Raw genomic sequence first — 21,458 nt, forward strand, 5'->3', positions numbered from 1 at the left:
CGCCGGGGCCTCAGGGGCCGGGTGGGCACGGTCCAGGGGCACCCGGACAGCGTCCGGGTGGGCCGGGGATGTCCGGAGCAGCCGCAGCGCTCGGCGCGCAGGGCCTGAAAGGTCCTGCGGCGCAAGGTGGTCAAACCCCGCGCCCAGGCGGCGCACCGTCACCCGCCGATACCAAGATGACTGCGCCGGCACTGTCCGCACAGCCGAACGGGCCGGGCGCACCGGCTGGGCCGAACCAGCCGGGCGGACCGGGACAATCGGGTACGCCGCACCAGCCGGGCGGACCGCAGTCGGTCACCCCGCGCCCGATGGCACAACCGCAGCGGGTGCCGGCGGCGGAACCGGATGCGGCGCCGGGGCAGGCTGCGCGCAGTAAGCGCTGGTTGTTACTCGCCGGCGGTGCGGTCGTGGTGGTGATCGTCGCGATCGTGGCGGTGGTCGCCCTGGCCACCGGCGGTTCCGACAATTCACCGGAGGCAAAGGTCAAGGGCGCGGTCAACAGCTACACGAACGCATTGGCGTCCGGGAACCTGAGCCAGCTGCAGTCCGCGACGTGCGGCAAACTGCACGACTTCTACCAGAACATCGCACCCGATCAGTACGCCGGCGTGCACAAGCTGGCGGTGGATCAGAAGAAGATCCCGAAGGTCGCGGGCGTGGACGGCGTCCAGATCACCGGGGACAAGGCCGTCGCTCAGGTCGACGTCTACACCGATGCCGATCCGAGCCGCTCGACCGTCCGTACCTTCGATCTGCAGCAGACCGACGGTGGCTGGAAGGTGTGCGATCCCGCCGGCGCCGCGCAGTAGCCGCGCCGGAGTCGATGATGTGCGTCACCTCGGTGTCACATCGCGCCGGTTGCCGGCGATGCACATCACAGACACCTGGTCAGCGGTCCGGTACGCCGATAGCATGGCTCGGATTGTCACGCCGCCGACCCTCCACTGATCCGTTCCGGGGTGGTCGACCGGTGCTGTCGTTTACGCAGTAAGAATCGAGCAGGGAGCAAGGGACATGCCGGAGCTGGCACCCGACGCGCCGGCATCCACGGCACTGGCCGGTCGGCACTACCGGATTCGGGACCGCTACGAGGTGGGCAGGGAGAAGGTCCGCGAATTCGCGCGGGCCGTGCAGAATCATCACCCCGCCCACCACTTCGAGGCCGACGCCGCCAAGCTCGGCTGGGATGCCGTCGTGGCGCCGCCGACCTTCGCCTCGGTGCTCGGCATGGCGACCACGCAGGCCCTGCTCGACAGCGTGCTCAGCGAATACGACCTGTCGCAGATCCTGCAGACCGATCAGGTGTTCCACATCCACCGCCCGATCCTGGCCGGCGACGTCCTGCGCAGCGAGGCGGAGATCGAATCGATCCGCCATTTGCGCGGAAACGATTTCATCACCGTGAAGGCCACCATCCTCGATGCCGAGGACACCGTCGTCCAGGTGGGTATCACCACCATCGTGGCGCGCTTGGGCGCGGAGGTCGACGCCGATATCGTGCGACTGGTCGACGGTGTGGTCATGCATCGCCGGGAGGTCGGCGCTGCCACCCCCGAGGTGCTGATCCCGATCGGCGCCGAGGAGGCCACCCCCGAACCCGCGCGCGCCGACTCGCGCAGGGACGTGACCGTCGACACCCAGCCGAATTTCGACGATCTCGCGGTCGGCGACCGGTTACCCGCGGCGACGATGCGCCTCACCCGCGGCGATCTGGTCAACTACGCCGGTGTGGCGGGTGACCCCAACCCGATCCACTTCAGCGATCGCGCCGCCGAACTGGCCGGCCTGCCCACCGTGGTCGCGCACGGCATGCTCACCATGGGTCTGGGTGCGCACTATCTGACCTCGTGGCTCGGGGATCCGGGAGCGATCGAAAGCTACAGCGTGCGCTTCTCCGGATACGTTCCGGTGGAACGTTTTTCGCCGGCGGCGATCGAATTCTCCGCCAGGATCAAGTCTCTGGATCCGGAGCGGCGGGTCGCGACGATTCTGCTGAGCGCCACCTCCGCGGGCAAGAAGCTGTTCGGCCGCGCGCTGGCCGAGGTCCAGTTGTCCTGACCAGTGATCCCGCCCGTCAGTCCAGCCGGGCGTGCATCAGGTAGACGTTGTAGTCGCTCCACGTGCTGATGGTGAAGTAGAGATCCGACGACGTCGACCACGGATGGATGAATCCGCCGTAGAGTTCGGGATATTCGGCCGAGACGGGCACCAGCGGCGAACTCGGCGACCACACCCCCTGCGGTGCATTCGATTCCCGCACCACGATCGCGGCCTTCGCGGTGTCGAGATAGCTCATCTGCCAGACACCGCGAGCGCTGTCGTAGCGCACCGACAACTCACCGACCGGCCCGTCGACGATCGGCGTGGCGGACGCGGCGCCACCGACCGGGGTCCAGTTTCCGTCGCGCCAGTACTGATAGGCCGAGGTGTCGAGCACCTCATCCTTGGGCACCCGGGCGAGGCCGACCGCGCCGAGCCGCGTATTCGGTGTGCCGAACAGGTAGACGTAGTCGCCCTGCGGCACCATCGCCGACACCTGGAAATTCGCGAGCCCGAAGATGTTGTCCCAGTGCGCGTGCGGATCCTTGGTCCAGGTCTGCCCGTGGTCGTCGGAGTACGCGATGCCGCCGTAGTTGGTGTAGAAGGTGCCCGGCAGGCTGTTCCAGGTCCGAATCGACATGTAGCTCATGAACTGCCGGGTGCCGTCGGCCGAATCCCGGTGCGGCAGCGCGAAACCCGAGGTCGGGATCGTGGTGATCTCGATATTGTCCTGCTTGCGACTGGCGAGCACCTCGGCGGCGTGACAGCGGTCGTCGGCGACCATGCGGTCGATGATCATGCCCTTGTCCAGGTCGCGATTCGTACTGAACGCGAGCAGATTGCTGCGCCAATCCTCACCCATCCCGCCCGGCGGATGGAAGTCGTGACCGACGGTGTCGCCGAAGGCCGTCGCGATCTCCCCGGGCCCGCTCTCCCACATGATGCCCAGGTCGGTCCCGGCGACCTGCCAGCGCTTGTCGGTGCGGTTCACCGAATTCGCGCCGGTCTCCTTGGCCACCTCGCGGACCCGGCTCACCTTCGGCGCCGGCCGCGCGGCCACCACCGGACCCGGTTCGGTCGGCGGCGCGGCTCGCGGCGGCGCGGGCGGCTCGGGTTCGGGCGAGGGCCCCGGCGGCAGCGCGAAATAGAACGGCTTCGGCTTCAATAGCACCTCCGGCACGCCGAGCCGGTTCAGGAAGCCGGGCGGGGGCGGCGGACCGTCGGTGAGGTCCGGGCACGGGCTGACGCACGGATCGGCCGGCAGATCCACGTTCGTGCGCTTCGGAATCGCGGGCGGCGGTGCTTGATCGACGGTCACCACCGGATACGGAACCGGCACCTCGAGCTTCTTCGGCACCACCGGCTCGTGCACGGGGACGGGATCGGTGGCACACGGCCCGGCGCCGGGAACCGTTGCCGCCGAACCGGTCCCGGGCTCGGCGACGGCAGACCCGGGCAGCCCGACCAGCAGTCCGGCGCCCAGCAGCACCACTGCGACCGAAGCCGGTACGCGCACACGCATCCGCAACCCCTCACCGACCGATGATTTCCCCTACCCGCGACCTCGTTCCGCGGACAGCACCCGCGCCGACCCTACCCGGGCGATGCCGCGCCACGGCGGTTATCGCACACCCGCAGGTGTGTCCGGCGCGGCCTATTCGGTCTCGGCCTCGAAACTCAGCACCGTCGAACCGATCCGGATGAGTTCCCCGCCGAACAGCATGGTGCCGCTGTCGACGACCTCGTCGTCGACGTAGATGCCGTTGGCCGAGGCCAGATCCTTGATCAGCATCCCGGCCCGGCTGGGCAGCACATGCGCGTGATAGCGACTGACCTTCGGATCGTCGAGGATCAGATCGTTGTCGGTCATGCGGCCGATCTTCAAGCCGCCCTTGGCGATCGGCACCACCCGGCCGTCCGCCAGCCGCAGCCGTCCGGCGCGGGCGCTGCGCGGGGTTTCGGTGACGGTTTCGGTCATCGCCTTGGCCATCCGCTCGACCTGGGCGATGGCCATCGTGTTGAGCGGTTCCTGGCGCAGGACGCGCTTCTCCAGTTCGGCCAGCGCCGGCCCCGGATCGATGCCGAGTTCGTCGGCGAGTACCGCGCGCACCCGGCGGCAGGCCTCCAGCGCGTCGGCCTGGCGGCCGGACAGGTACAGCGCGGTGATGAGCTGGACCCACAGCGGTTCCCGCATCGGATGCTCGTTCGTCATCGCCACCAGTTCGCCGACCACCGACGAGGCTCGGCCACAAGCGATTTCGGCATCGATGCGGGCGGATGCGACCAGCAGGCGTTCCTCGTCCATCGCGGTGGCGAAGGTGTCGGCGAAGCGGGTGCCGGACAGATCGTCGAGGGCCTTGCCGCTCCACTGTTCCAGTGCCGCACCGTACAACCGCGACGCGCCCTCGTGGTCGCCCGCCGCGGCGGCCTCGATCGCGGCCTTGTGGGTGGCCTCGAATCGGCCCAGATCGCACTCGTCGTCGCTGATTTCGAGTCGATAGCCGGAGGATTCGGTGCGCAGCACCGCGGCCGAGTCGACTCCCGAATTACGCAGCGCCTTACGAATATTGGAGACGAACACCTGCAGGCTCGCCTGATAGGAGTCCGGCGGTTCCTCGTTCCAGACGATATCGGCCAACGCCTGCGACGAGACCGCACGCCGCCGGTTGACCGCCAGGGCGGCCAGCAGCGCCCGCGGTTTGGGTCCGCCCACCGCAACGGCGGTGCCACCGACCGAGAGTTGTACGGGACCGAGTACGCGGACGTCGAGACCGGTGGGCGAAACAGGTTGGGGGCCGGTCGGATCGCTCACCGGTCTCGTTCCTCGCGTCGACCGGATATCCGGCACAGTGCCCATCTGCTCACGGAGATGATCATCCCGTGCCGCTCCGAATGGGACAACCCGTCACCACGGCGGCCGCGAATGCCGAGGGTGCGCCGCCCACCGGGCGACGCACCCTCGTTCCGCTTCCGGAACTACTACTTCGCGCTGACCGACTTACCGGCCGAACGCAGGTCGTTGCAGGCCTCGATGACCCGCTCGGCCATCGAGGTCTCGGCCTTCTTCAGGTAGCTGCGCGGGTCGTAGGTCTTCTTGTTGCCGACCTCACCGTCGATCTTCAGCACACCGTCGTAGTTGCTGAACATGTGCGCCGCGATCGGACGGGTGAAGGCGTACTGGGTGTCGGTGTCGACGTTCATCTTCACCACGCCGTACTGCAGCGAGTCGTCGATCTCCGACTTCAGCGAACCCGAGCCGCCGTGGAAGACGAAGTCGAACGGCTTGGCGCCGTCGCCCAGCCCGAGCTTGGCCGCGGCCACGCGCTGCCCCTCGGCCAGCACCTCGGGCTTGAGCACCACGTTGCCCGGCTTGTAGACGCCGTGCACATTGCCGAAGGTGGCGGCGAGCAGGTACTTGCCGTTCTCACCGGCGCCCAGGGCGTCGATGGTCTTGGCGAAGTCCTCGGACGAGGTGTAGAGCTTCTCGTTGATCTCGGCCTCGACACCATCCTCTTCACCACCGACCACACCGATCTCGACCTCGAGAATGATGTTCGCCGCAGCGGCCTGCTTCAGCAGTTCCTTGGCGATTTCGAGGTTCTCGTCGATCGGGATGGCCGAGCCGTCCCACATGTGGGACTGGAACAGCGGGTTCTGCCCGGCCTTCACCCGCTCCTGCGAGATGGCCAGCAGCGGACGCACGAAACCGTCCAGCTTGTCCTTGGGGCAGTGGTCGGTGTGCAGCGCGATCGTCACGTCGTACTTGGCTGCCACCACATGAGCGAACTCCGCCAGCGCGACCGCACCGGTGACCATGTCCTTCACACCCTGGCCGGAACCGAATTCGGCCCCGCCGGTGGAGAACTGGATGATGCCGTCACTGCCGGCCTCGGCGAACCCGCGGATGGCCGCGTTGATGGTCTCCGAGGAGGTGCAGTTGATCGCGGGGAAGGCGAAGGAGTTCTCTTTGGCCCGACCGAGCATCTCGGCGTAGACCTCCGGAGTCGCGATGGGCACTGAGTGACCTCCGTATGTGTGCTGCGAACAACAATTCTGTCAGCCCATACCCTAAGTTCATGGCCCGTTGTCGCGAAAGGCGGGATGGGGTCGGGCGCGCTTGCGGCGGACTTGCCGGGCCGGGCGCGCACCCGCGTCGACCGCCGGGAGCGGTCCGAAACTCGGTTGACCGAAATTCGCCAACGCCTGAGAGGTTCCCGTGAGGTTCGGTGAGATCGCACGGTGACCGGTACTGTGGGGCCCGTGACCACGCTGGCCATCACGAATACCCTCGCCGACGGATTCTCCGTCCACAAGCTGCTCGACCCCATGTATCTGCTGACCGATACCTGGATGTCGAATGCGGTGCTGCCGGCCATTCTGGTCATCGTCTTCATCGAGACAGGGCTGCTGTTCCCGATCCTGCCGGGCGATTCGCTGCTGTTCACCGGCGGTCTGCTCGCGGCGGTCGAACATCCGCCGGTATCGATCTGGGTGCTCGTCCCGGCCGTGGCGGTGACCGCGATCGCCGGCGACCAGTGCGCCTATTGGATCGGCCGTGCCATCGGGCCCGCGCTGTTCCACAAGGAGGACGGGCGTTTCTTCAAACAGCGCTACATCACCGAGACACACGCGTTCTTCGAGAAGTACGGCCCGAAGACCATCATCCTGGCCCGGTTCGTGCCGATCGTGCGCACCTTCATGCCGGTGCTCGCGGGCGTGTCGAAAATGGATTACCGCAAATTCCTCACGTTCGACATCATCGGTGGCATTCTGTGGGCCGGCGGCATCACGGTCCTCGGGTACTTCCTGGGGAACGTCGGGTTCATTCGCGATCACGTCGAGGCCATCTTCCTGCTGATCGTGTTCGTCTCGATCCTGCCCGCCATCATCTCCGTGGCGAAGAAGCTGCGTAACCACGAGCCGGTGCTCGAGATCGAGGAGCCCACGATGTCCGTACCGACGAACGAACCCACGCACTGACACCATTGCCTGCTACGCCGTTACCCCTTGCACTGGGCGGATTCGATCCGCTGCAGTCCGCCGGGCCGGCACTCGTCTGGACCGTTGTCCTGGTCTTCGTCTTCCTCGAGTGCGCGGTGATCATCGGCCTGTTCCTGCCCGGCGATTCGATGCTGCTGACCGCCGGCATCATCTTCGCCTCCCACGAGACGGGGCATACGCAGGTATGGGCATTGGTGGTGGCGACCATGCTGGCGGCCATCGCCGGTAACCAGGTGGGGTATGTGATCGGCACCCGCACCGGCCATCGCCTGATAGCCCGCAAGAACGGCAAATACGTCAACGCCGATAATCTGGCCCGGGTATCGGATCTGCTGCATCGGCACGGGTTCGCGGCCGTGCTCATCGCGCGCTGGATTCCGTGGGTGCGCACGCTGTGCCCGCTGGTCGCCGGTGCGGCCGGAATGGACCATCGCCGCTACACCGTGGCCAGTTCGATCGGCGCGGTGATCTGGGCGCCGATTCTGCTGCTGCTCGGCTACTACACCGGCGGCTACCTGAACAAGGTGTCCTGGCTGATGCCGACCGTGAGCGGCTCGCTGATCGTGGTGCTGATCATCGGCACGGCGATCGGGCTGCGGCAGTACCGGGCGGAGATGTCGCGGCCGGCCGAGGACTTCGATGTGGATCTCGAGGCTCACGACGGCCAGGCCTTCGACGCCCAGAGCTTCGACGCTTTCGATTCGGATGCCCTGGACACGCTGCCGCTCGAGATCCGGGCCGCCGACTACCCGGACACCGTGCCGCTGCGCACTGTCCGCCCCGAGCGCACGGCCGCCGCAGGGCCCGCGCGCATCGTATGGACCGATCCCCGGCACTGACCGGCCGGTCGGACGACGTCAGAGTCCGGCGGCCGTCACCACCTGCGCGGCCTCCATCAACATCCAGCCCGACAGCTGCACCGACAGATCTCGTTCCGGTGTCCGCGACGAGATGGCCGAACCTCCCGAGGTCGACCGTCCGGCGCCGGCGATGCCGCCCGGCAGCCGTGCCGGTTCGTTCCAGTCGTGGCCGAACAGCGGATCGCCCTCGACCTCGAGCCGGCGGTCCCAGGCCGCGCGGGCCGACGCCTTCACGATCGCGGCCGCCGAGCGACGGACCGATCGTTGCGGCATCTCGTCCCCGGGCAGCATGATCGCCACCAGCGCGAGATACCGGGCGAGAATTCCGTTGAACAGACCGCCGTCGCCCCCACCCCCTCCGGTGACGACATTCCGTTCGGTCATGTGGTCCTCGACCGCGCGGAGCAGTAGCTGGACCCGCTCCAGGTGACGAGCGTCTCCGGTCCGGACGGCCAGTTCGGTTTCCAGTCCGAGGACCACGCCCTGGCAGTAGCTGAACGTCGGCCGTTCGATCCGGCCCGAGGGCAGGTGGATTCCGTCGAGGATCAATCCCGTTTCCGGATCGCGCAGCGTGGCATCGATCCAATCGGCGATCTGCGCGGCACGCTCGTAATGCCCCAGACGCGCGAGGGCGATGGCGGCCGGGCCGTTGGCGGGCGCGTTGAAATAGTCGGCGCCCTTACGCCACGGCACCGCACCGATCTCCGGCTGCCACCCCGCCATGAGCTGCTGCTCCAGCGCGATCAGCCCGCCGCGCACCTCGGTGAGGCCCCGCGTGCGTTCGGCCCGCTCCAAAGCAATTGCGAGCCAAGCCATATCGTCGTAATAGTTGTTGGTCCAGCCGGTGATGTTCCGCAGCCGGAGCGCATGCGCGACGGCGGCGATGCGTCCGGTGCGGGCCGGGGTGGGCTCCCGGTTGGCGGCATCGACCGCACAGTCGATCAGATGGGCCTGCCACCAGTAGTTCCAGCTGAGAAACAGCCGCTCCCCCCGGGTGGCGGGCCAGCCGACCACGCCCAGCTCGGCCCCCGGCAGCAGCCACAGCCGCCGCAGATGTCTCGACACGATCGCCGATTCGGCCGCATCGGCTCGCTGTGCCCAGATCTCGGCGCCCGGCTCGGCAGCGGAATCGACTCGTGCGCGCCCCCGCCGCAGATGCGGACGCGGTTGCACGTCGTCGCTCCGCGAGTTCATGGGTACATCGTGCCAGTCCGAGCCCCGATTTCGCGCCCGATTTGTTACCCGATCGACTCGTGTCCGCGACGTCTCGAGCCGGCCCGGCAGCCGCGGCGCGTCAGCCCGGTTCCGCGGCATCGGCCGCGCGATCCAAACGTGCTGCGAGAGCGCGGGATCGGTCGCGGAACGCGGGCGGCTCCTCGATCACGAAATCGGCGTCGAGGAAGGCGAGATTGAGCACCAGCCATTCGAACGAATCCACCCACGTGGTGACCCGGCAGCGCTGCGGTCCGCGCGACTCGATATCGCAGTCCTGGAATTTCAGGATGTCGGCGACCGCCGCGGCGGGAGCGGCGACGGTCACGACCGCGCGATGCCGGCCGGCGGTGAGCTCGCGCCGCAGATAACCCGCGGCCGTCTCGGCCGGTAGTGGTCGCGGCTCGAAAGTCGTTCCGGTGGCGGCGATATCGGCCATGCGATCCAGGCGGAAGGTGCGCCAATCCCCGCGCTCGCGGTCCCAGGCCAGCAGATACCAGCGCAGATGCTGATACACCTGGCGATACGGTTCGACCCGGCGGCGGGCAACGGCGCCGGTGCGGGTGCGGTAGTCGAAGACGAGCTGTTCGTGGTCGGCCGCGGTCTTGGCCACGAGTGCCAGCACCGCCGCATCGATAGCGGGCGCGGCAACAGCCGCCGTCTCCACCGTCGCCCGCACCGCGTTCGCCCGGCCCCGCAACCGCTTCGGCAGCAATTGGTCGATCTTGCCGAAGGCACGCAGGGCGGCGGCGCCGATATCGGATGGGCGCTGTGGTTCCGGCGGGCGCTGTGGTTCCGGCGGGCTCTGCGCTTCCGACCGGCGGCGCGGTTCCGGCTGAGGCTGTGGTTCCGACGTCGCCGCGAGCATGCCGAGGGCGACTACCGTGGCGATCGCCTCGTCGTCGTCGAAGACCAGCGGCGGGAGAATGCGGCCGGCGGTGAGCTGATAGAAACCGCCCGGGCCGGGCTGGGTGGTGACCGGATAGCCGTATTCGCGCAGCCGCTCGACATCGCGGCGGACCGTGCGCGGACTGGTCTCCAGGCGGGCGGCCAGTTCGGCGCCGGTGTAGCGGCGGCCGGTCTGCAGATAGGCGAGCAGATCGAGCAGGCGGCGAGTGGCGCTCATGACTACATCCTCCGCGAATTGCGGTCACAAGTTGTCCACATCTGTCTTTAGCGTCGAGATATGACTTCGATCCGCATTCGCGCAGCGCGCACCAACAACCTGAAACGCGTGGATATCGACGTGCCGAGGGGCCGGCTGGTGGTGTTCGCCGGGGTGTCCGGCTCGGGCAAATCGTCGCTGGTTTTCGACACCATCGCGGCCGAGGCGGGGTATCAGGTGAACGAGACCTATCCGCCCTTCGTGCGCAATCGGCTGCCACGCTGGACGCGCCCCGAGGTGGACCTGATCGCCGGGCTCTCGCCCGTGGTGGTGATCGATCAGAAGCGGCTCGGCGGCAACGCCCGTTCGACGGTCGGCACCATCACCGACGCGTACACCTATCTGCGCCTGTTGTTTTCGCGTATCGGGCAGCCGTACGTCGGGGAATCCAATCACTTCTCGTTCAACGATCCGGCCGGGATGTGCCCGGCCTGCTCCGGTCTCGGCGAAACCCTCGTTCCCGATATGGAGCAGGTGCTCGACCCGGATCTCTCGCTGGAACAGGGTGCGATCCGATTGCCCGGCTTCGCCGCCGGTCAGTACTGGTACCGCCGCTACGCCGAACTCGGGGCCTTCGATCCGACGGCGCCGCTGCGCGACTGGACGGCCGCCGAACGCGAAGCACTGCTGCACGGCGGGCCGGCCGCCGCTGCCCTGCGACCACGCCCGCCGAAGGACTACGAAGGGGTGATCGAACTGTTCGAGCGGGTGTATCTGCACACCTCCGACAACCTGTCCGAACGCAAACAGGCTGTGCTGCAACGGTTCACCCGCTCCGGCCCGTGTCCGGAATGCGACGGGCAACGGTTGAATCCGGCGGCCCGCTCAGCACGGGTACTCGACCACACCATCGTCGAGATGAGCCGGATGGAGATCGGTGAACTCGCCGACCTGATCACCGAGGTGCGCGCCCCCGAGATGGTGTCGGTGGTATCCGCGCTGCACGAACGGCTCCGGGCCCTCGCGCACATCGGGCTCGGCTATCTGTCGCTGTCACGTCCGACGACGACGCTGTCCGGCGGAGAATCACAGCGCATCAAGACCGTTCGCCATCTCGGCAGCAGCCTCACCGAAATGCTCTACGTCTTCGACGAACCCACGGTCGGATTGCATCCGCACGATGTGCGGCCGATGACCGAACTGCTGAAATCGTTGCGGGACAAGGGCAACAGCGTGCTTGTGGTGGAACACGATCCGGATGTGATGCGAGTGGCCGACCATATCGTCGAGGTCGGTCCCGGAGCCGGAGCGGACGGCGGCCGGATCGTGTTCACCGGCACCTTCGACCGGTTGGCGACCGCGGACACGCCCACCGGGCAGGCGTTGCGGGTCCGGCGCACCGGCCGCACGCCGCGGGTGCCGACCGGAAAGCTGCGCATAGACAACGCGACTCGCAATAATCTGCGCGACCTCTCGGTCGACATCGCGACCGGTGTGCTGACCGTCCTCACCGGCGTCGCGGGTTCGGGTAAGTCGAGTCTGGCCGCGGAACTGGTACAGCGGCATCCGGCGACCGTGGTCGACCAGCGTCCGGTGGGCACCAATCGGAGGTCCACGCCGCTCACCTATGCCGGCATCGCCGGCGCGGTGCGCACCCTGTTCGCGAAGCGCAACGGGGTGAGCGCCGCGCTGTTCAGCGCGAACTCCGAGGGCGGCTGCCCGGTGTGCGAGGGCGCCGGCCTGATCTACACCGATCTGGCGTTCATGGACGGTCAGGAAACGGTGTGCTCGGCGTGCGACGGTCGCCGGTTCACCGATCGGGTGCTCGGTTACACCGTCGACGGCCTGACCATCGCCGATATCGACGATCTGACCGTCGCGCAGGCCATCCGGCGACTGCCCGCGGTCGCGCGCGGCCTGCGGCATCTCGACGAGGTCGGACTCGGCTATCTGCGGCTCGGGCAGTCGCTGACCACGCTGTCCGGCGGGGAATGCCAGCGGCTGAAAATCGCCAAGGAACTCGCGCGCGGTGACCGGCACACCCTCTACGTGCTCGACGAGCCGACGACCGGACTGCATCTGCGCGATATCGATACGCTGATCCAGCTGTTCGACCATCTGATCGACCGGGGCAACACCGTGGTCGTCATCGAACACAACCTCGACGTCGTCCGCGCGGCCGATCGGGTGATCGACCTCGGACCGGGGCCCGGCCGGCACGGCGGCCGGATCGTCTTCCAGGGAACCCCGGACGATCTGCTGCGCTGCCGCGAATCCGCGACGGCCGCGGCACTGCGTGATTCGCGATGATCACCAAGAGCGTTCGAGGTCGGCGTGCTGGGTTATCCACGCGTGCATGGCGATTCCGGCGGCGACACCCGCGTTGATACTGCGGGTCGAGCCGAACTGCGCGATCGATACCGTCATGACCGCGGCCCGTTTGGCGGCCTCGGTCACGCCCGGACCCTCCTGACCGAACAGGAGCAGGCAATCACGCGGCAGCGCAGCCGTTTCCAGCGGCACCGATCCGGGCACATTGTCGACGGCCACCACGGTGAGATGCTCGCGCTCGGCGAACTCCAGCAGTTCGGCGATATCGCTGTGATGCACGATGTGCTGGTATCGATCGGTCACCATCGCGCCGCGGCGATTCCAGCGGCGGCGCCCGACGATGTGGACCGCCGCGGCGGCGAAGGCGTTCGCGGTGCGTACCACCGTGCCGATATTGGCGTCGTGCCCGAAATTCTCGATCGCGATGTGGAACGGATGGCGACGGGTATCGATATCGGCGACGATCGCCTCCCGCGACCAGTACCGGTAGGCGTCGACGACGTTGCGGCGGTCGCCGTGCGCGAGCAGTTCCGGATCGAGGCGCGGATCGCCGGGCGGCTCGGTGCCGAATTCGTCGCGCCACGGGCCGACGCCGTGCGGATGTTCACCCCACTCGGTCGGGCCCGGCACATCGCCGTCCGATGGATCGGGCAGCGGCTGGAGCGGGTGATTCACGCCGGTCATCGTAGCCGCGCCCGGTACCGTCGGATCCGATGGTGGTGCTGTCCACACCGTCGATCCGCCGGTCTGCTCCCTCGTCCCGCGGATCGTTGCCGACCAGCATGGAAGCTATGACCGAGACACTCGCCGAACCGACGCTCGTCCTCGACCGTCCGGACTCGCGCCCGACCGCCGGGTCGGTGCTGCGTGCGATCCTGCGCGCTCCGTTCGAGGCGCGAACCTGGAAAGAGCTGGCCTACCTGGTCGTCGCCGCGATCCTGGGCTGCCTGGTGCTGGCCTATCTGTTCGCCGGCTACGGCGTGGGGCTCTACAGTTCGATCCTGATCATCGGCGTTCCGCTGCTGGCCGGGGTGCTGCTGGGTGGCCGGATCTGGGGGCGGATCTACCGCGCGGTGGGCGCGGCGCTGCTGAGCACCGATCTGCCGGCGCCGCCGGACTTCACCGCCCGGCCCGGACTGGTGGGCTGGTTCCGCAGCGTCTTCACCGATCGCACCGCGTGGCGGGCGCTGGTCTTCCTGGTCGCCGAGGCGATTCTCGGCGTGTTCGTCGGATATGTGGTGCTGACCGTGATCGCGGTGACGGTCTTCACCGCGATCTCCCCCATCCCCTGGGCCGTTTTTCACCCGGTCAATGTGGATCCGCAAGGGCGCGAACATCATTCGCTCGCGCAATTCGGCGACTACTACGTCGACACCTGGCCGCGGGTGCTCGGTCTGGCGGCACTGGGGATCATCGGCTGCTTCCTGCTGCCGTGGCTGGTGCGCGCGGTGTGCTGGGCGCATCGCGGACTGATGCTGACGCTGCTGACACCGACCGCCCGCGATCGTCGGATGGTCGAACTGCAGGAGAGCCGGCGCGTCGCGGTCGAGGATTCCGCGGCGACGCTGCGGCGGCTGGAGCGCGATCTGCACGACGGCACCCAGGCGCGGCTGGTGAGCATCGCGATGACGCTGGGTCGCGCCGAGGAACGGCTCGCCGCCGGCGCCGATCCGGCCGCGCTCATCGCCGATGCCCGCGCGAGCTCGAAGGATGCCATCGCCGAGCTGCGGGAACTGGTGCGCGGCATCCATCCCCCGGCGCTCGAACTGGGGCTGGAACCGGCGCTGGAGACGCTGACCGCGCGGTGCGCTGTACCGGTCGAACTGCGTGTCCACCTGCCGCAGCGACCCAGTCCGGCGATCGAGGCGATCGCGTACTTCTCGGTCGCGGAGCTGCTCACCAATGTGGTGAAACATTCGGGGGCGAGCGCGGCCTGGGTGTCCGTCGCGCCGTCGGGTGCGGCCACGATGATGGTGAGTGTGCGCGACAACGGTCACGGTGGGGTGCGGCAGCCCGGTCCGGTCGCCCGGGAATCCGAGGCCGATGCCGATGCGCCGACCGAGCGGCTGGTCGGCGGCGGCCTGGCCGGTCTCGCCGCGCGGGCGCGGGCCGTCGACGGCAATCTGAGCGTCGACAGCCCGGTCGGTGGCCCCACGAACATCACCGTCACCCTGCCGATCGCGGGGCCGCAATGAGTACGGCCGAGGCCGCGAGTGGACGCGACGCCGAGACGCTGCGCATCGTGATCGCCGAGGACAGCGCGATCCTGCGGGACGGTCTGGCCGGGCTGCTCACCGATCGCGGGCACGAGATCGTGGCCATGGTCGGCGATGCGATGCGGCTGAGCGAGATCGTGGCCGAGACCCGCCCCGACGTCGCCGTGGTCGACGTGCGGATGCCGCCCTCGTTCACCGACGAAGGTCTGCTCGCCGCCATCGAACTGCGCCGCAAATTCCCCGGCACCGGTGTCCTCGTCTTCTCGCAATGGGTCGAAACTCGTTACGCCACCGAACTTCTCGCCGGCGGTGCGGGCGGTGTCGGCTACCTCCTCAAGGACCGGGTGGCCGACGTCCGCGAATTCGTCGACGCCCTGCAGCGCGTCGCCACCGGCGGCACCGCCCTCGACCCCGAGGTGGTGAGCCAGCTGTTCGGCGCTGCCCGGCAACAGGATTCGCTCGCCCGCCTCACCCCTCGCGAACGCGAAGTGCTGGAACTGATGGCCCAGGGCCTCACCAACGCCTCCATCGCCACCACCCTCACCGTGACCGAACGCGCGGTGGAAAAACACATCGGCAACATCTTCCTGAAGTTGGATCTGCCCCCGTCGGACACCCACCACCGCCGGGTGATGGCCGTGCTGCGTCTGCGGGGATAGCGCCTGCGGGATAGCGCATCGGCAGCGGCTCGCCGCTGGACTGCCCGGGGTTGTCGGTCACCTATGGAACACTGAGTGGACCAGGGCATACGAGAGGAGGTGAGCACGTGGTTATGCATTGGCCCGATCGTCTACTGACGATGGCGGACTGGGAGGCACTGCCGGAGGACAACAGCCGTAGCTACGAGCTCATGGAGGGGGTACTCATCGTGTCACCGAGGCCGGTGCTGCGGCATCAGTTCGCAATTTGGCAGTTGGCTGCGCAAATTCAGCCTCAGCTTCCCGGCGATCTAGCCGTCGTGACCGAGGCGGAGATCGCGATCGATGCCGACAACCCGCCCACGGTGCGTGTCCCTGACGTGATGGTTCTGAACCGCTCCACCGTCGCCGACAACCTTCCGCGTGCGCGCCCCGAAGATGTCACGCTGGCGGTCGAAATCTTGTCGCCAGGTTCCCGGCGCACCGATCGCGTCACCAAATTCGCCGAGTACGCCGAGGTCGGAATCGCGCACTACTGGCTCGTCGATCTCGACGCACCGCCTACGCTCACTGCCTACCGATTGGTCGGCGACTATTACGAGCTGGTCGCGGACAATCGCTCGGAGGTCCGGCTCGACCTCTCCGGGACTCCGGTGGCCATTGATTTGCACGCGCTGAACGGATCCCGAGCCGAATAGACAAGATCGGCGAGGGGCCGGCCGGCTGCCGTGTGCCGCGAGCGCGCAAGACTGGGGACCGTCTCGGCCGGTTGGCCGAAACGTGTCTGTCCGTTATGTGCTATCCGGGCCGGGTGGGAGGGGTGGGGCTTATTCTTGAGGTATCCGCGGGGTGGTGGAGGCGGTTATGGACCACGTACGCATTCTTCGGACCGTGCTCGGGGTGACGGTCGGGTATGTGATTGTGCTCGGGCTGTGGCTGGGGTGGGTGCATCAGCACACGCCGCCGGGGACCGAGCCCTATCAGATCATGGCGTTGGTGGGGGCGTTCGGATCATGCGTGGGAATCGGAATGCTGCTGGCGCAGCGGCCGACGCGATCGGATCGGCGGTTGTTGCGGCACGGACTGGAGGGGTGGGCGACCATCGAGCGGGTGCATCCACTGCAGTACACCGATCACCACACGGAACTGACCGAACTCGATCTGGAGCTGACGGTTCCGGGTTCGGAAACCTATCGGGGCACGGTCGTTTTCGACGTCGCGCCGATCGACCGGCCGAGAATGCATGTGGGCGAGACGATTTCGATTCGGGTGGATCCGGCCGACCGCGATCGGATCATGCTCTGCCTGTGAGCCGCCAGCCCGCGCGGCGTGCAATGGCGGTGTGGCTCAGTCGAAGTCGGTCGGCGCGGTCAGCAGATACTGGGCGCCGGCATAGGTCGCGAGGATGACCGCTTCGCTCGCGCGGCGGGAGCGGGACGTGCGCGCGAACAGGCGACGCAGCACGATCAGGCCGTCGGAGAGCGTGAACAACAAGGCGCCCAGGGCGAGGCGGCTGCGCGGATCGCCTCCCGGAACCACAGTTCCGGCAACGACTTTCGCACCGGGAGCCAGTGCCGGGTCAGAGGCGAGGGTCGCCGCCGTGCCCAGCGTCGCACCGTAGGCGGTCAGCGGCGCGGCAATACGTGGCGCACGCGCCCGCAACAGAGTGGCCGCGCCGAGCCACGCGAACACCCGCGGCGCCGCGACCGTCGGATGCGGCCGCGCACCGCGTCGCCACCAGAGCGCCGAATATCCGCACTGCATGACCGCGAAGGCGGATGCGCCCGCGACCAGACGGCGGTCGTCGTCGGGATCGATCAGGAGTATGTCGCCGACGGTGGCCGCCGCCAGGGATCCGAGCAGCAGCGCCCGGTCGGAGTCCGCACCGGCGCTCGTCCCGCTCGCGGCGCGCCCCGCGTGCACCGCATCGGCCGCCAGCAGGGGCATGAGCAGCGGTTTCGTCGCCCACTGCCACCGATCCCGCCCGGTGGCCGCACCGAGAACGGTGATCACCGCGGCACCGACGTAGGCCGCGCGGAACGGTCGTGGCATTCGGAATCCATCCTTCTCACTGGTCCGCGACGACCGGGACCGGGTCGCGACCGGCCTGCTCAGAAACTGGGTTCGATCGGCTTGGGCGGGAGGGTGACCACCTGCCCGGCGTAGCTGAGCCCGGCGCCGAAGCCGAGCAGCAGGGCCAGCTGCCCACCCTTGGCCTTACCGGTCACCAGCATCTCCTCCATGGCGAGGGGGATGGACGCGGCGGAGGTGTTGCCGGTGTTCTCGATGTCGTTGGCCATCGGGATGTCGTCGGCGAGGCCCAGGTTCTTCTTCATCAGCTCGTTGATGCGGGCATTGGCCTGATGCGGCACGAAGACCTCGATATCCTCCTTGGCCACGCCCGACACCTCCAGCGCGGTCGACAGAGCCCGGGGCAGAGTGACGGCGGCCCAACGGAACACCCGCGGCCCCTCCATCCTCAGCGCCATCCGGCCCACCGGCTCCACCTCGGGGTCGGTGCCCTGCAGTCGCTCTGCCCGGTCCATGTAGTCGAAGAAGTTGACGTCCTGGGAGATCGCCTCGGCACTCTCCCCGTCGCTGCCCCACACCGTGGGGGAGATGCCGTTGACGTCGCTGGGGCCGACCACGACGGCGCCGGCACCGTCGCCGAAGATCATGGCGGTGCCGCGGTCGGTCGGGTCGAGGCCGACCGTCATCGTTTCCGCGCCGATGACCAGCACGTATTCGGCGGAACCGGCCCGGATCAGGTCGGCTGCCACACCGAGGGCGTAGCCGAAGCCGCCACAACCGGAGGTGAGGTCGAAGGCCGGGATGCCGTTCATCCCCAGATCGAAGGCCACCGAAGGTGCGCCGTGCGGGGTGAGCTTGAGCCAGCTGGAGGTGGCGAGGATCAGCGCGCTGATCTTGGTGCGGTCGATACCGCTGTTGGTGATCGCCCGCTCACCGGCGGCCGCCGACATGGAGCGCAGGGTCTCGTCACCGCTGATCCAGCGACGATTGCGGATGCCGGTCCGCTCGAAGATCCACTCCGGGGTGGAATCGAGAACCTCGCAGACGTCGGCGTTGCTGACGATACGTTTCGGCCGGTATGCCCCGATGCCGAGCATCGCAACGTCCTTGCGACCCTCGTTCACTGCAATGCTCACCACAGGAGACTCACTCGACCCTTCACACTGTCCGACTTAAGACCAGCGTCCAGGCTAACCCAGGCCCGAATGTCACCCCAGAGCCAGATCCTTGAGGCCCAGAATGGAGCGGTACTCCAGTCCCTCCGCGGCAATCACCTGGTCGGCGCCGGTCTCGCGATCGACCACGGTGGCGACGCCGACCACGGTCGCACCGGCCTCGCGCAGCGCCCGGACCGCCGTCAGCGGTGAATTGCCGGTGGTCGTGGTGTCCTCGACGACCAGCACCCGCTTACCGGAGATCTCCGGCCCCTCGATCTGCCGCTGCATGCCGTGCGTCTTGGCGGCCTTGCGCACCACGAACGCGTTCAGCGGGCGGCCGGGGGCGTGCAGCATCGCCAGCGCCACCGGATCCGCGCCCATGGTGAGACCGCCGACGGCGTCGAATTCCCAGTCCGACACCAACTCTCGCAGCAGGGTGCCGATCAGCGGCGCCGCCTGATGATGCAGGGTCGCCCGGCGCAGATCGACGTAGTAGTCGGCCTCCTTACCGGAGGACAGGGTCACCCGGCCGTACACGACGGCGAGCTCCCGGACCAGCTCGGCCAATCTGTCGCGGTCGGTGGTGGATTCGATCATGTGGGTTTATGTCCTTCCCCGTGCGTTGAACATGCCTCGGTTGAGCCGGCTGACCAGATTCCGTGGGATCAGCCCGGCGACGGTGGTGAGCGCCTTGTACTGCACCCCGGGCACGCTGATCACCCGGTCCTTCTCCAGATCCTGCAGCGAACCGGACACCACCTGCTCGACGTCGAGCCACAGGGGTTTCGGTAGCGACGACATCTCGATTCCGGCGCGCTCGTGAAATTCCGTGTGCACGAATCCCGGGCACAGCGCCTGCACCCGGACCCCGGTCCCGGCCAGTCCGCCGGCCAGGCCCTCGGTCAAGGATATGACGTAGGCCTTGGAGGCCGAATAGGTCGAGCCGCGGCCCGGTACCAGCCCGGCCACACTGGCGACGTTGACCACCGAACCCTTGGCGGCGGCGATCATCGGCGGCAGTGCGGCACGCGTCAATTGCAGCACCGCGGTGACATTGACATCCAGTTGGGCCTGCAATTCCCGCGGTTCCACGGTCCAGAACTCACCCGAGATACCGAAGCCGGCATTGTTGACCAGGAAGTCCACGCCCGCACCGAGCCGGTCGGCCACGGTCTCGCGGTCCTGCGACCGGGCCAGATCCGCGGCCAGGATCTCGCTGCGGGTATCGAAGCGGTGCTGCAGTTCCGCGGCGAAGGCGGTCAGGCGTTGCTCGTCGCGCGCCACCAGCACCAGGTCGTAGCCGAGGGAGGCCAGCCGGGTGGCGTAGCCCTGGCCGATACCCGAGGTCGGTCCGGTCACCAGGGCGACCGGCCGGGTGGCGCCGGGGAGGCGGGCGGCCCCCGAGTCTGCGGAGTTATCGGTCATGGGTCGTCAACCACCTAGTGTCGGGCGGATAATCCCGGCGCCCGGACACCGGTTCGCGAACCGGACCGGTCACCGCGGTGCGGGGCCCTGATAGGGACGGAACCCCGGATGGAACGGTCCGCCCGGACGCTGCGGCAGCTCGTCCTCGGCGTGCGGTTCGTCGAAATCCTCTGCGGCCGAATCGGTTTCCTCGCCCTCGAGGAATTCCTCGGCGGGCGGCCAGTTGCGCCGGACCCGGTTGCGGGGATCCGGCACGACCGCGAGCGCCGGGCGGCGCGGCGGCTGCTGCTCGGCCTCGTCCGCGGGATCGCCGACCGGCGGGGCGATCACGCCGCCCTCGCGGTCCACCGCATCGGATGCCTGACGCTCGCCGGCGTCGCGCGTGTCGCCGGGCCGAGGACCGGCCGGTGCGTCGGTGCCGCCGCGCCGGGTGTCCGCGCGGTCGATGCCGTCCACGTCGTCGTGCGCGACCCGGCCCTGGCCGCCGCGTGCTTCGCCATCCCGGGGCCGGGGTGCGCGCTCGTCTCGGAAATCCCGATCGTCACCGAACCGGTCGTCACCGAACCGGTCTCCTCGGCCCTGCTCGTCCTCGAACCGGTCCTCGAATTCGTCGTCGTCGAAGCGCTCGAACCGGTCACCGCGGCGATCGTCGTAGTCGTCGCCGCGGGCCGGGACGATCGCCTCGTCGCGGTAGCGGTCGCCGTAACCCCGATCGGCTTCGCCCGGTTCGTCGGCGGCGTTCGGACGCGGACGACCGGGATCGTGCTGATCGGATTCCAGGCGGCCGCGGTCGCCACCGGCCACCGGCGGCAGCACGTGCAGCAGACCCGAGAGCCGCAGCACGGAGTCGATCGCGGCTTCCCAATCCTTGGCCACGGTGCCGACCGGCAGCATGCCCAGCGTCCAGTTGCCCTCACTCCACAACTGCTGCACGGTCGACGGCAGCGTTTCGATGAAGTGGACCATCCGCTGGTCGACGGCGTGGCGAGCGACGTCCGGATTGGTCGCGAAGACCACACGGTCGCCGATCGCGCCGAGCAGTTCCAGGTCGGCGTCCTTGGGCGGGGAGGCGGTTTTGAGGCGCAGGTCGATATCGATGTCCGAGCCGATCTGGCGGCGCACAGCGACCAGCGTCGCGGCATCCTCCAGATCGAACAGAACGAACTTCTCGCCCTTGCGATTACCGGAAACCACATCGATCGCGGACAGATACCCCAGTTTGGCCATCGCGCCCCGCCGCCATGTCGATGCCAGCGAAGGTTCGACCGAAACGTAGGTGTATCCCTGGGATTTGGCCCAGACCTGGCGTACGTGTCCGGTTCGCTGCCGCTGCACGCGATCGAAATACAGCAATACGATCGCACCCACCAGTGCGATCGCCGCGAGGCCGAACCAGATTGCTGCTGTCATCGCCCCAGAGTCTAGTGGGTACGGGCTCTAAC

Annotated in this window: 19 protein-coding genes and 1 pseudogene; 9 read left to right on the forward strand and 11 right to left on the reverse strand. The window is 68.1% G+C overall.

What is annotated here, in order from left to right:
- Positions 1-308: 308 nt before the first annotated feature.
- Together C8258_RS23975 and C8258_RS23980 are read left to right on the forward strand one after the other, a co-directional pair.
- On the forward strand, positions 309-809 hold the full coding sequence (locus C8258_RS23975) for a hypothetical protein (protein ID WP_051025239.1): 501 nt from the start codon (positions 309-311) through the stop codon (positions 807-809).
- A gap of 205 nt (positions 810-1,014) precedes the next feature.
- Entirely contained in the window at positions 1,015-2,058 is a 1,044-nt protein-coding gene (locus C8258_RS23980; protein ID WP_106957115.1) for a fused (3R)-hydroxyacyl-ACP dehydratase subunits HadA/HadB, read from the forward strand.
- Between the two features lie 16 nt (positions 2,059-2,074).
- On the opposite strand, the gene C8258_RS23985 is transcribed toward C8258_RS23980, so the two are convergent.
- The 3 genes from C8258_RS23985 to fbaA form a co-directional block, all read right to left on the reverse strand.
- Positions 2,075-3,562 carry a DUF4185 domain-containing protein gene (locus C8258_RS23985; RefSeq protein ID WP_106957116.1) on the reverse strand — a complete coding sequence of 496 codons (1,488 nt, stop codon included), beginning with the start codon at positions 3,560-3,562 and terminating at the stop codon, positions 2,075-2,077.
- A 132-nt stretch (positions 3,563-3,694) separates the two neighbouring features.
- Positions 3,695-4,852 (reverse strand): BTAD domain-containing putative transcriptional regulator, encoded by a 1,158-nt coding sequence (locus C8258_RS23990; protein ID WP_233225298.1) that lies wholly within the window; start codon positions 4,850-4,852, stop codon positions 3,695-3,697.
- 167 nt (positions 4,853-5,019) lie between these two features.
- Positions 5,020-6,057, reverse strand: a complete 1,038-nt coding sequence (gene fbaA, locus C8258_RS23995; RefSeq protein WP_106957118.1) for a class II fructose-bisphosphate aldolase — start codon at positions 6,055-6,057, stop codon at positions 5,020-5,022.
- Positions 6,058-6,366: 309 nt separating this feature from the next.
- On the opposite strand from fbaA, the gene C8258_RS24000 reads away from it, so the two are divergent.
- Positions 6,367-7,020, forward strand: coding sequence for a DedA family protein (locus C8258_RS24000; RefSeq protein ID WP_051025246.1), 654 nt, complete (start codon positions 6,367-6,369; stop codon positions 7,018-7,020).
- A pseudogene (locus C8258_RS24005) lies at positions 7,017-7,688 on the forward strand (DedA family protein); the annotation flags it as partial. The gene C8258_RS24000 and the pseudogene C8258_RS24005, both read left to right, overlap by 4 nt.
- A gap of 210 nt (positions 7,689-7,898) precedes the next feature.
- Here the strand turns inward: C8258_RS24005 and C8258_RS24010 are convergent.
- Both C8258_RS24010 and C8258_RS24015 read right to left on the reverse strand, forming a co-directional pair.
- Complete coding sequence (locus C8258_RS24010) at positions 7,899-9,095, reverse strand: glycoside hydrolase family 76 protein (RefSeq protein ID WP_106957119.1); 1,197 nt, start codon at positions 9,093-9,095, stop codon at positions 7,899-7,901.
- A gap of 100 nt (positions 9,096-9,195) precedes the next feature.
- Positions 9,196-10,239: a YafY family protein gene (locus C8258_RS24015; protein WP_233225299.1), complete on the reverse strand. Its 1,044-nt coding sequence runs from the start codon at positions 10,237-10,239 to the stop codon at positions 9,196-9,198.
- Positions 10,240-10,299: 60 nt separating this feature from the next.
- Here C8258_RS24015 and C8258_RS24020 point away from each other — a divergent pair, with 60 nt between their 5' ends.
- Complete coding sequence (locus C8258_RS24020; RefSeq protein ID WP_106957120.1) at positions 10,300-12,528, forward strand: excinuclease ABC subunit UvrA; 2,229 nt, start codon at positions 10,300-10,302, stop codon at positions 12,526-12,528.
- Here the strand turns inward: C8258_RS24020 and C8258_RS24025 are convergent, their stop codons facing one another.
- Positions 12,529-13,233 carry a TrmH family RNA methyltransferase gene (locus tag C8258_RS24025; RefSeq protein WP_106957121.1) on the reverse strand — a complete coding sequence of 235 codons (705 nt, stop codon included), beginning with the start codon at positions 13,231-13,233 and terminating at the stop codon, positions 12,529-12,531.
- Between the two features lie 107 nt (positions 13,234-13,340).
- On the opposite strand from C8258_RS24025, the gene C8258_RS24030 reads away from it, so the two are divergent.
- The 4 genes from C8258_RS24030 (at position 13,341) to C8258_RS24045 (ending at position 16,714) form a co-directional block, all read left to right on the forward strand.
- The gene (locus C8258_RS24030) at positions 13,341-14,744 is read left to right on the forward strand and encodes a sensor histidine kinase (RefSeq protein WP_233225301.1); all 1,404 of its coding nucleotides are present in this window, start codon (positions 13,341-13,343) and stop codon (positions 14,742-14,744) included.
- Positions 14,741-15,424 (forward strand): response regulator transcription factor, encoded by a 684-nt coding sequence (locus C8258_RS24035; RefSeq protein ID WP_233225302.1) that lies wholly within the window; start codon positions 14,741-14,743, stop codon positions 15,422-15,424. Before C8258_RS24030 ends, C8258_RS24035 begins: the two co-directional genes overlap by 4 nt.
- A gap of 140 nt (positions 15,425-15,564) precedes the next feature.
- Entirely contained in the window at positions 15,565-16,101 is a 537-nt protein-coding gene (locus tag C8258_RS24040; RefSeq protein WP_199195835.1) for a Uma2 family endonuclease, read from the forward strand.
- Positions 16,102-16,267: 166 nt separating this feature from the next.
- Positions 16,268-16,714 carry a hypothetical protein gene (locus C8258_RS24045; protein ID WP_036506520.1) on the forward strand — a complete coding sequence of 149 codons (447 nt, stop codon included), beginning with the start codon at positions 16,268-16,270 and terminating at the stop codon, positions 16,712-16,714.
- A 36-nt stretch (positions 16,715-16,750) separates the two neighbouring features.
- Here C8258_RS24045 and C8258_RS24050 read toward each other — a convergent pair whose 3' ends face one another.
- The 5 genes from C8258_RS24050 to C8258_RS33335 form a co-directional block, all read right to left on the reverse strand.
- Positions 16,751-17,455: a lysoplasmalogenase gene (locus C8258_RS24050; RefSeq protein ID WP_106957123.1), complete on the reverse strand. Its 705-nt coding sequence runs from the start codon at positions 17,453-17,455 to the stop codon at positions 16,751-16,753.
- A gap of 59 nt (positions 17,456-17,514) precedes the next feature.
- Positions 17,515-18,573: a beta-ketoacyl-ACP synthase III gene (locus tag C8258_RS24055; RefSeq protein WP_106957124.1), complete on the reverse strand. Its 1,059-nt coding sequence runs from the start codon at positions 18,571-18,573 to the stop codon at positions 17,515-17,517.
- A gap of 69 nt (positions 18,574-18,642) precedes the next feature.
- Positions 18,643-19,188, reverse strand: a complete 546-nt coding sequence (gene pyrE, locus C8258_RS24060; RefSeq protein WP_036506528.1) for an orotate phosphoribosyltransferase — start codon at positions 19,186-19,188, stop codon at positions 18,643-18,645.
- 6 nt (positions 19,189-19,194) lie between these two features.
- Entirely contained in the window at positions 19,195-20,016 is an 822-nt protein-coding gene (locus C8258_RS24065) for an SDR family oxidoreductase (protein ID WP_106957125.1), read from the reverse strand.
- Between the two features lie 69 nt (positions 20,017-20,085).
- Complete coding sequence (locus C8258_RS33335; RefSeq protein ID WP_233225303.1) at positions 20,086-21,426, reverse strand: hypothetical protein; 1,341 nt, start codon at positions 21,424-21,426, stop codon at positions 20,086-20,088.
- Positions 21,427-21,458 lie beyond the last annotated feature (32 nt).

It is taken from the genome of Nocardia sp. MDA0666 (assembly GCF_003023875.1).
Lineage (GTDB): Bacteria > Actinomycetota > Actinomycetes > Mycobacteriales > Mycobacteriaceae > Nocardia > Nocardia aobensis.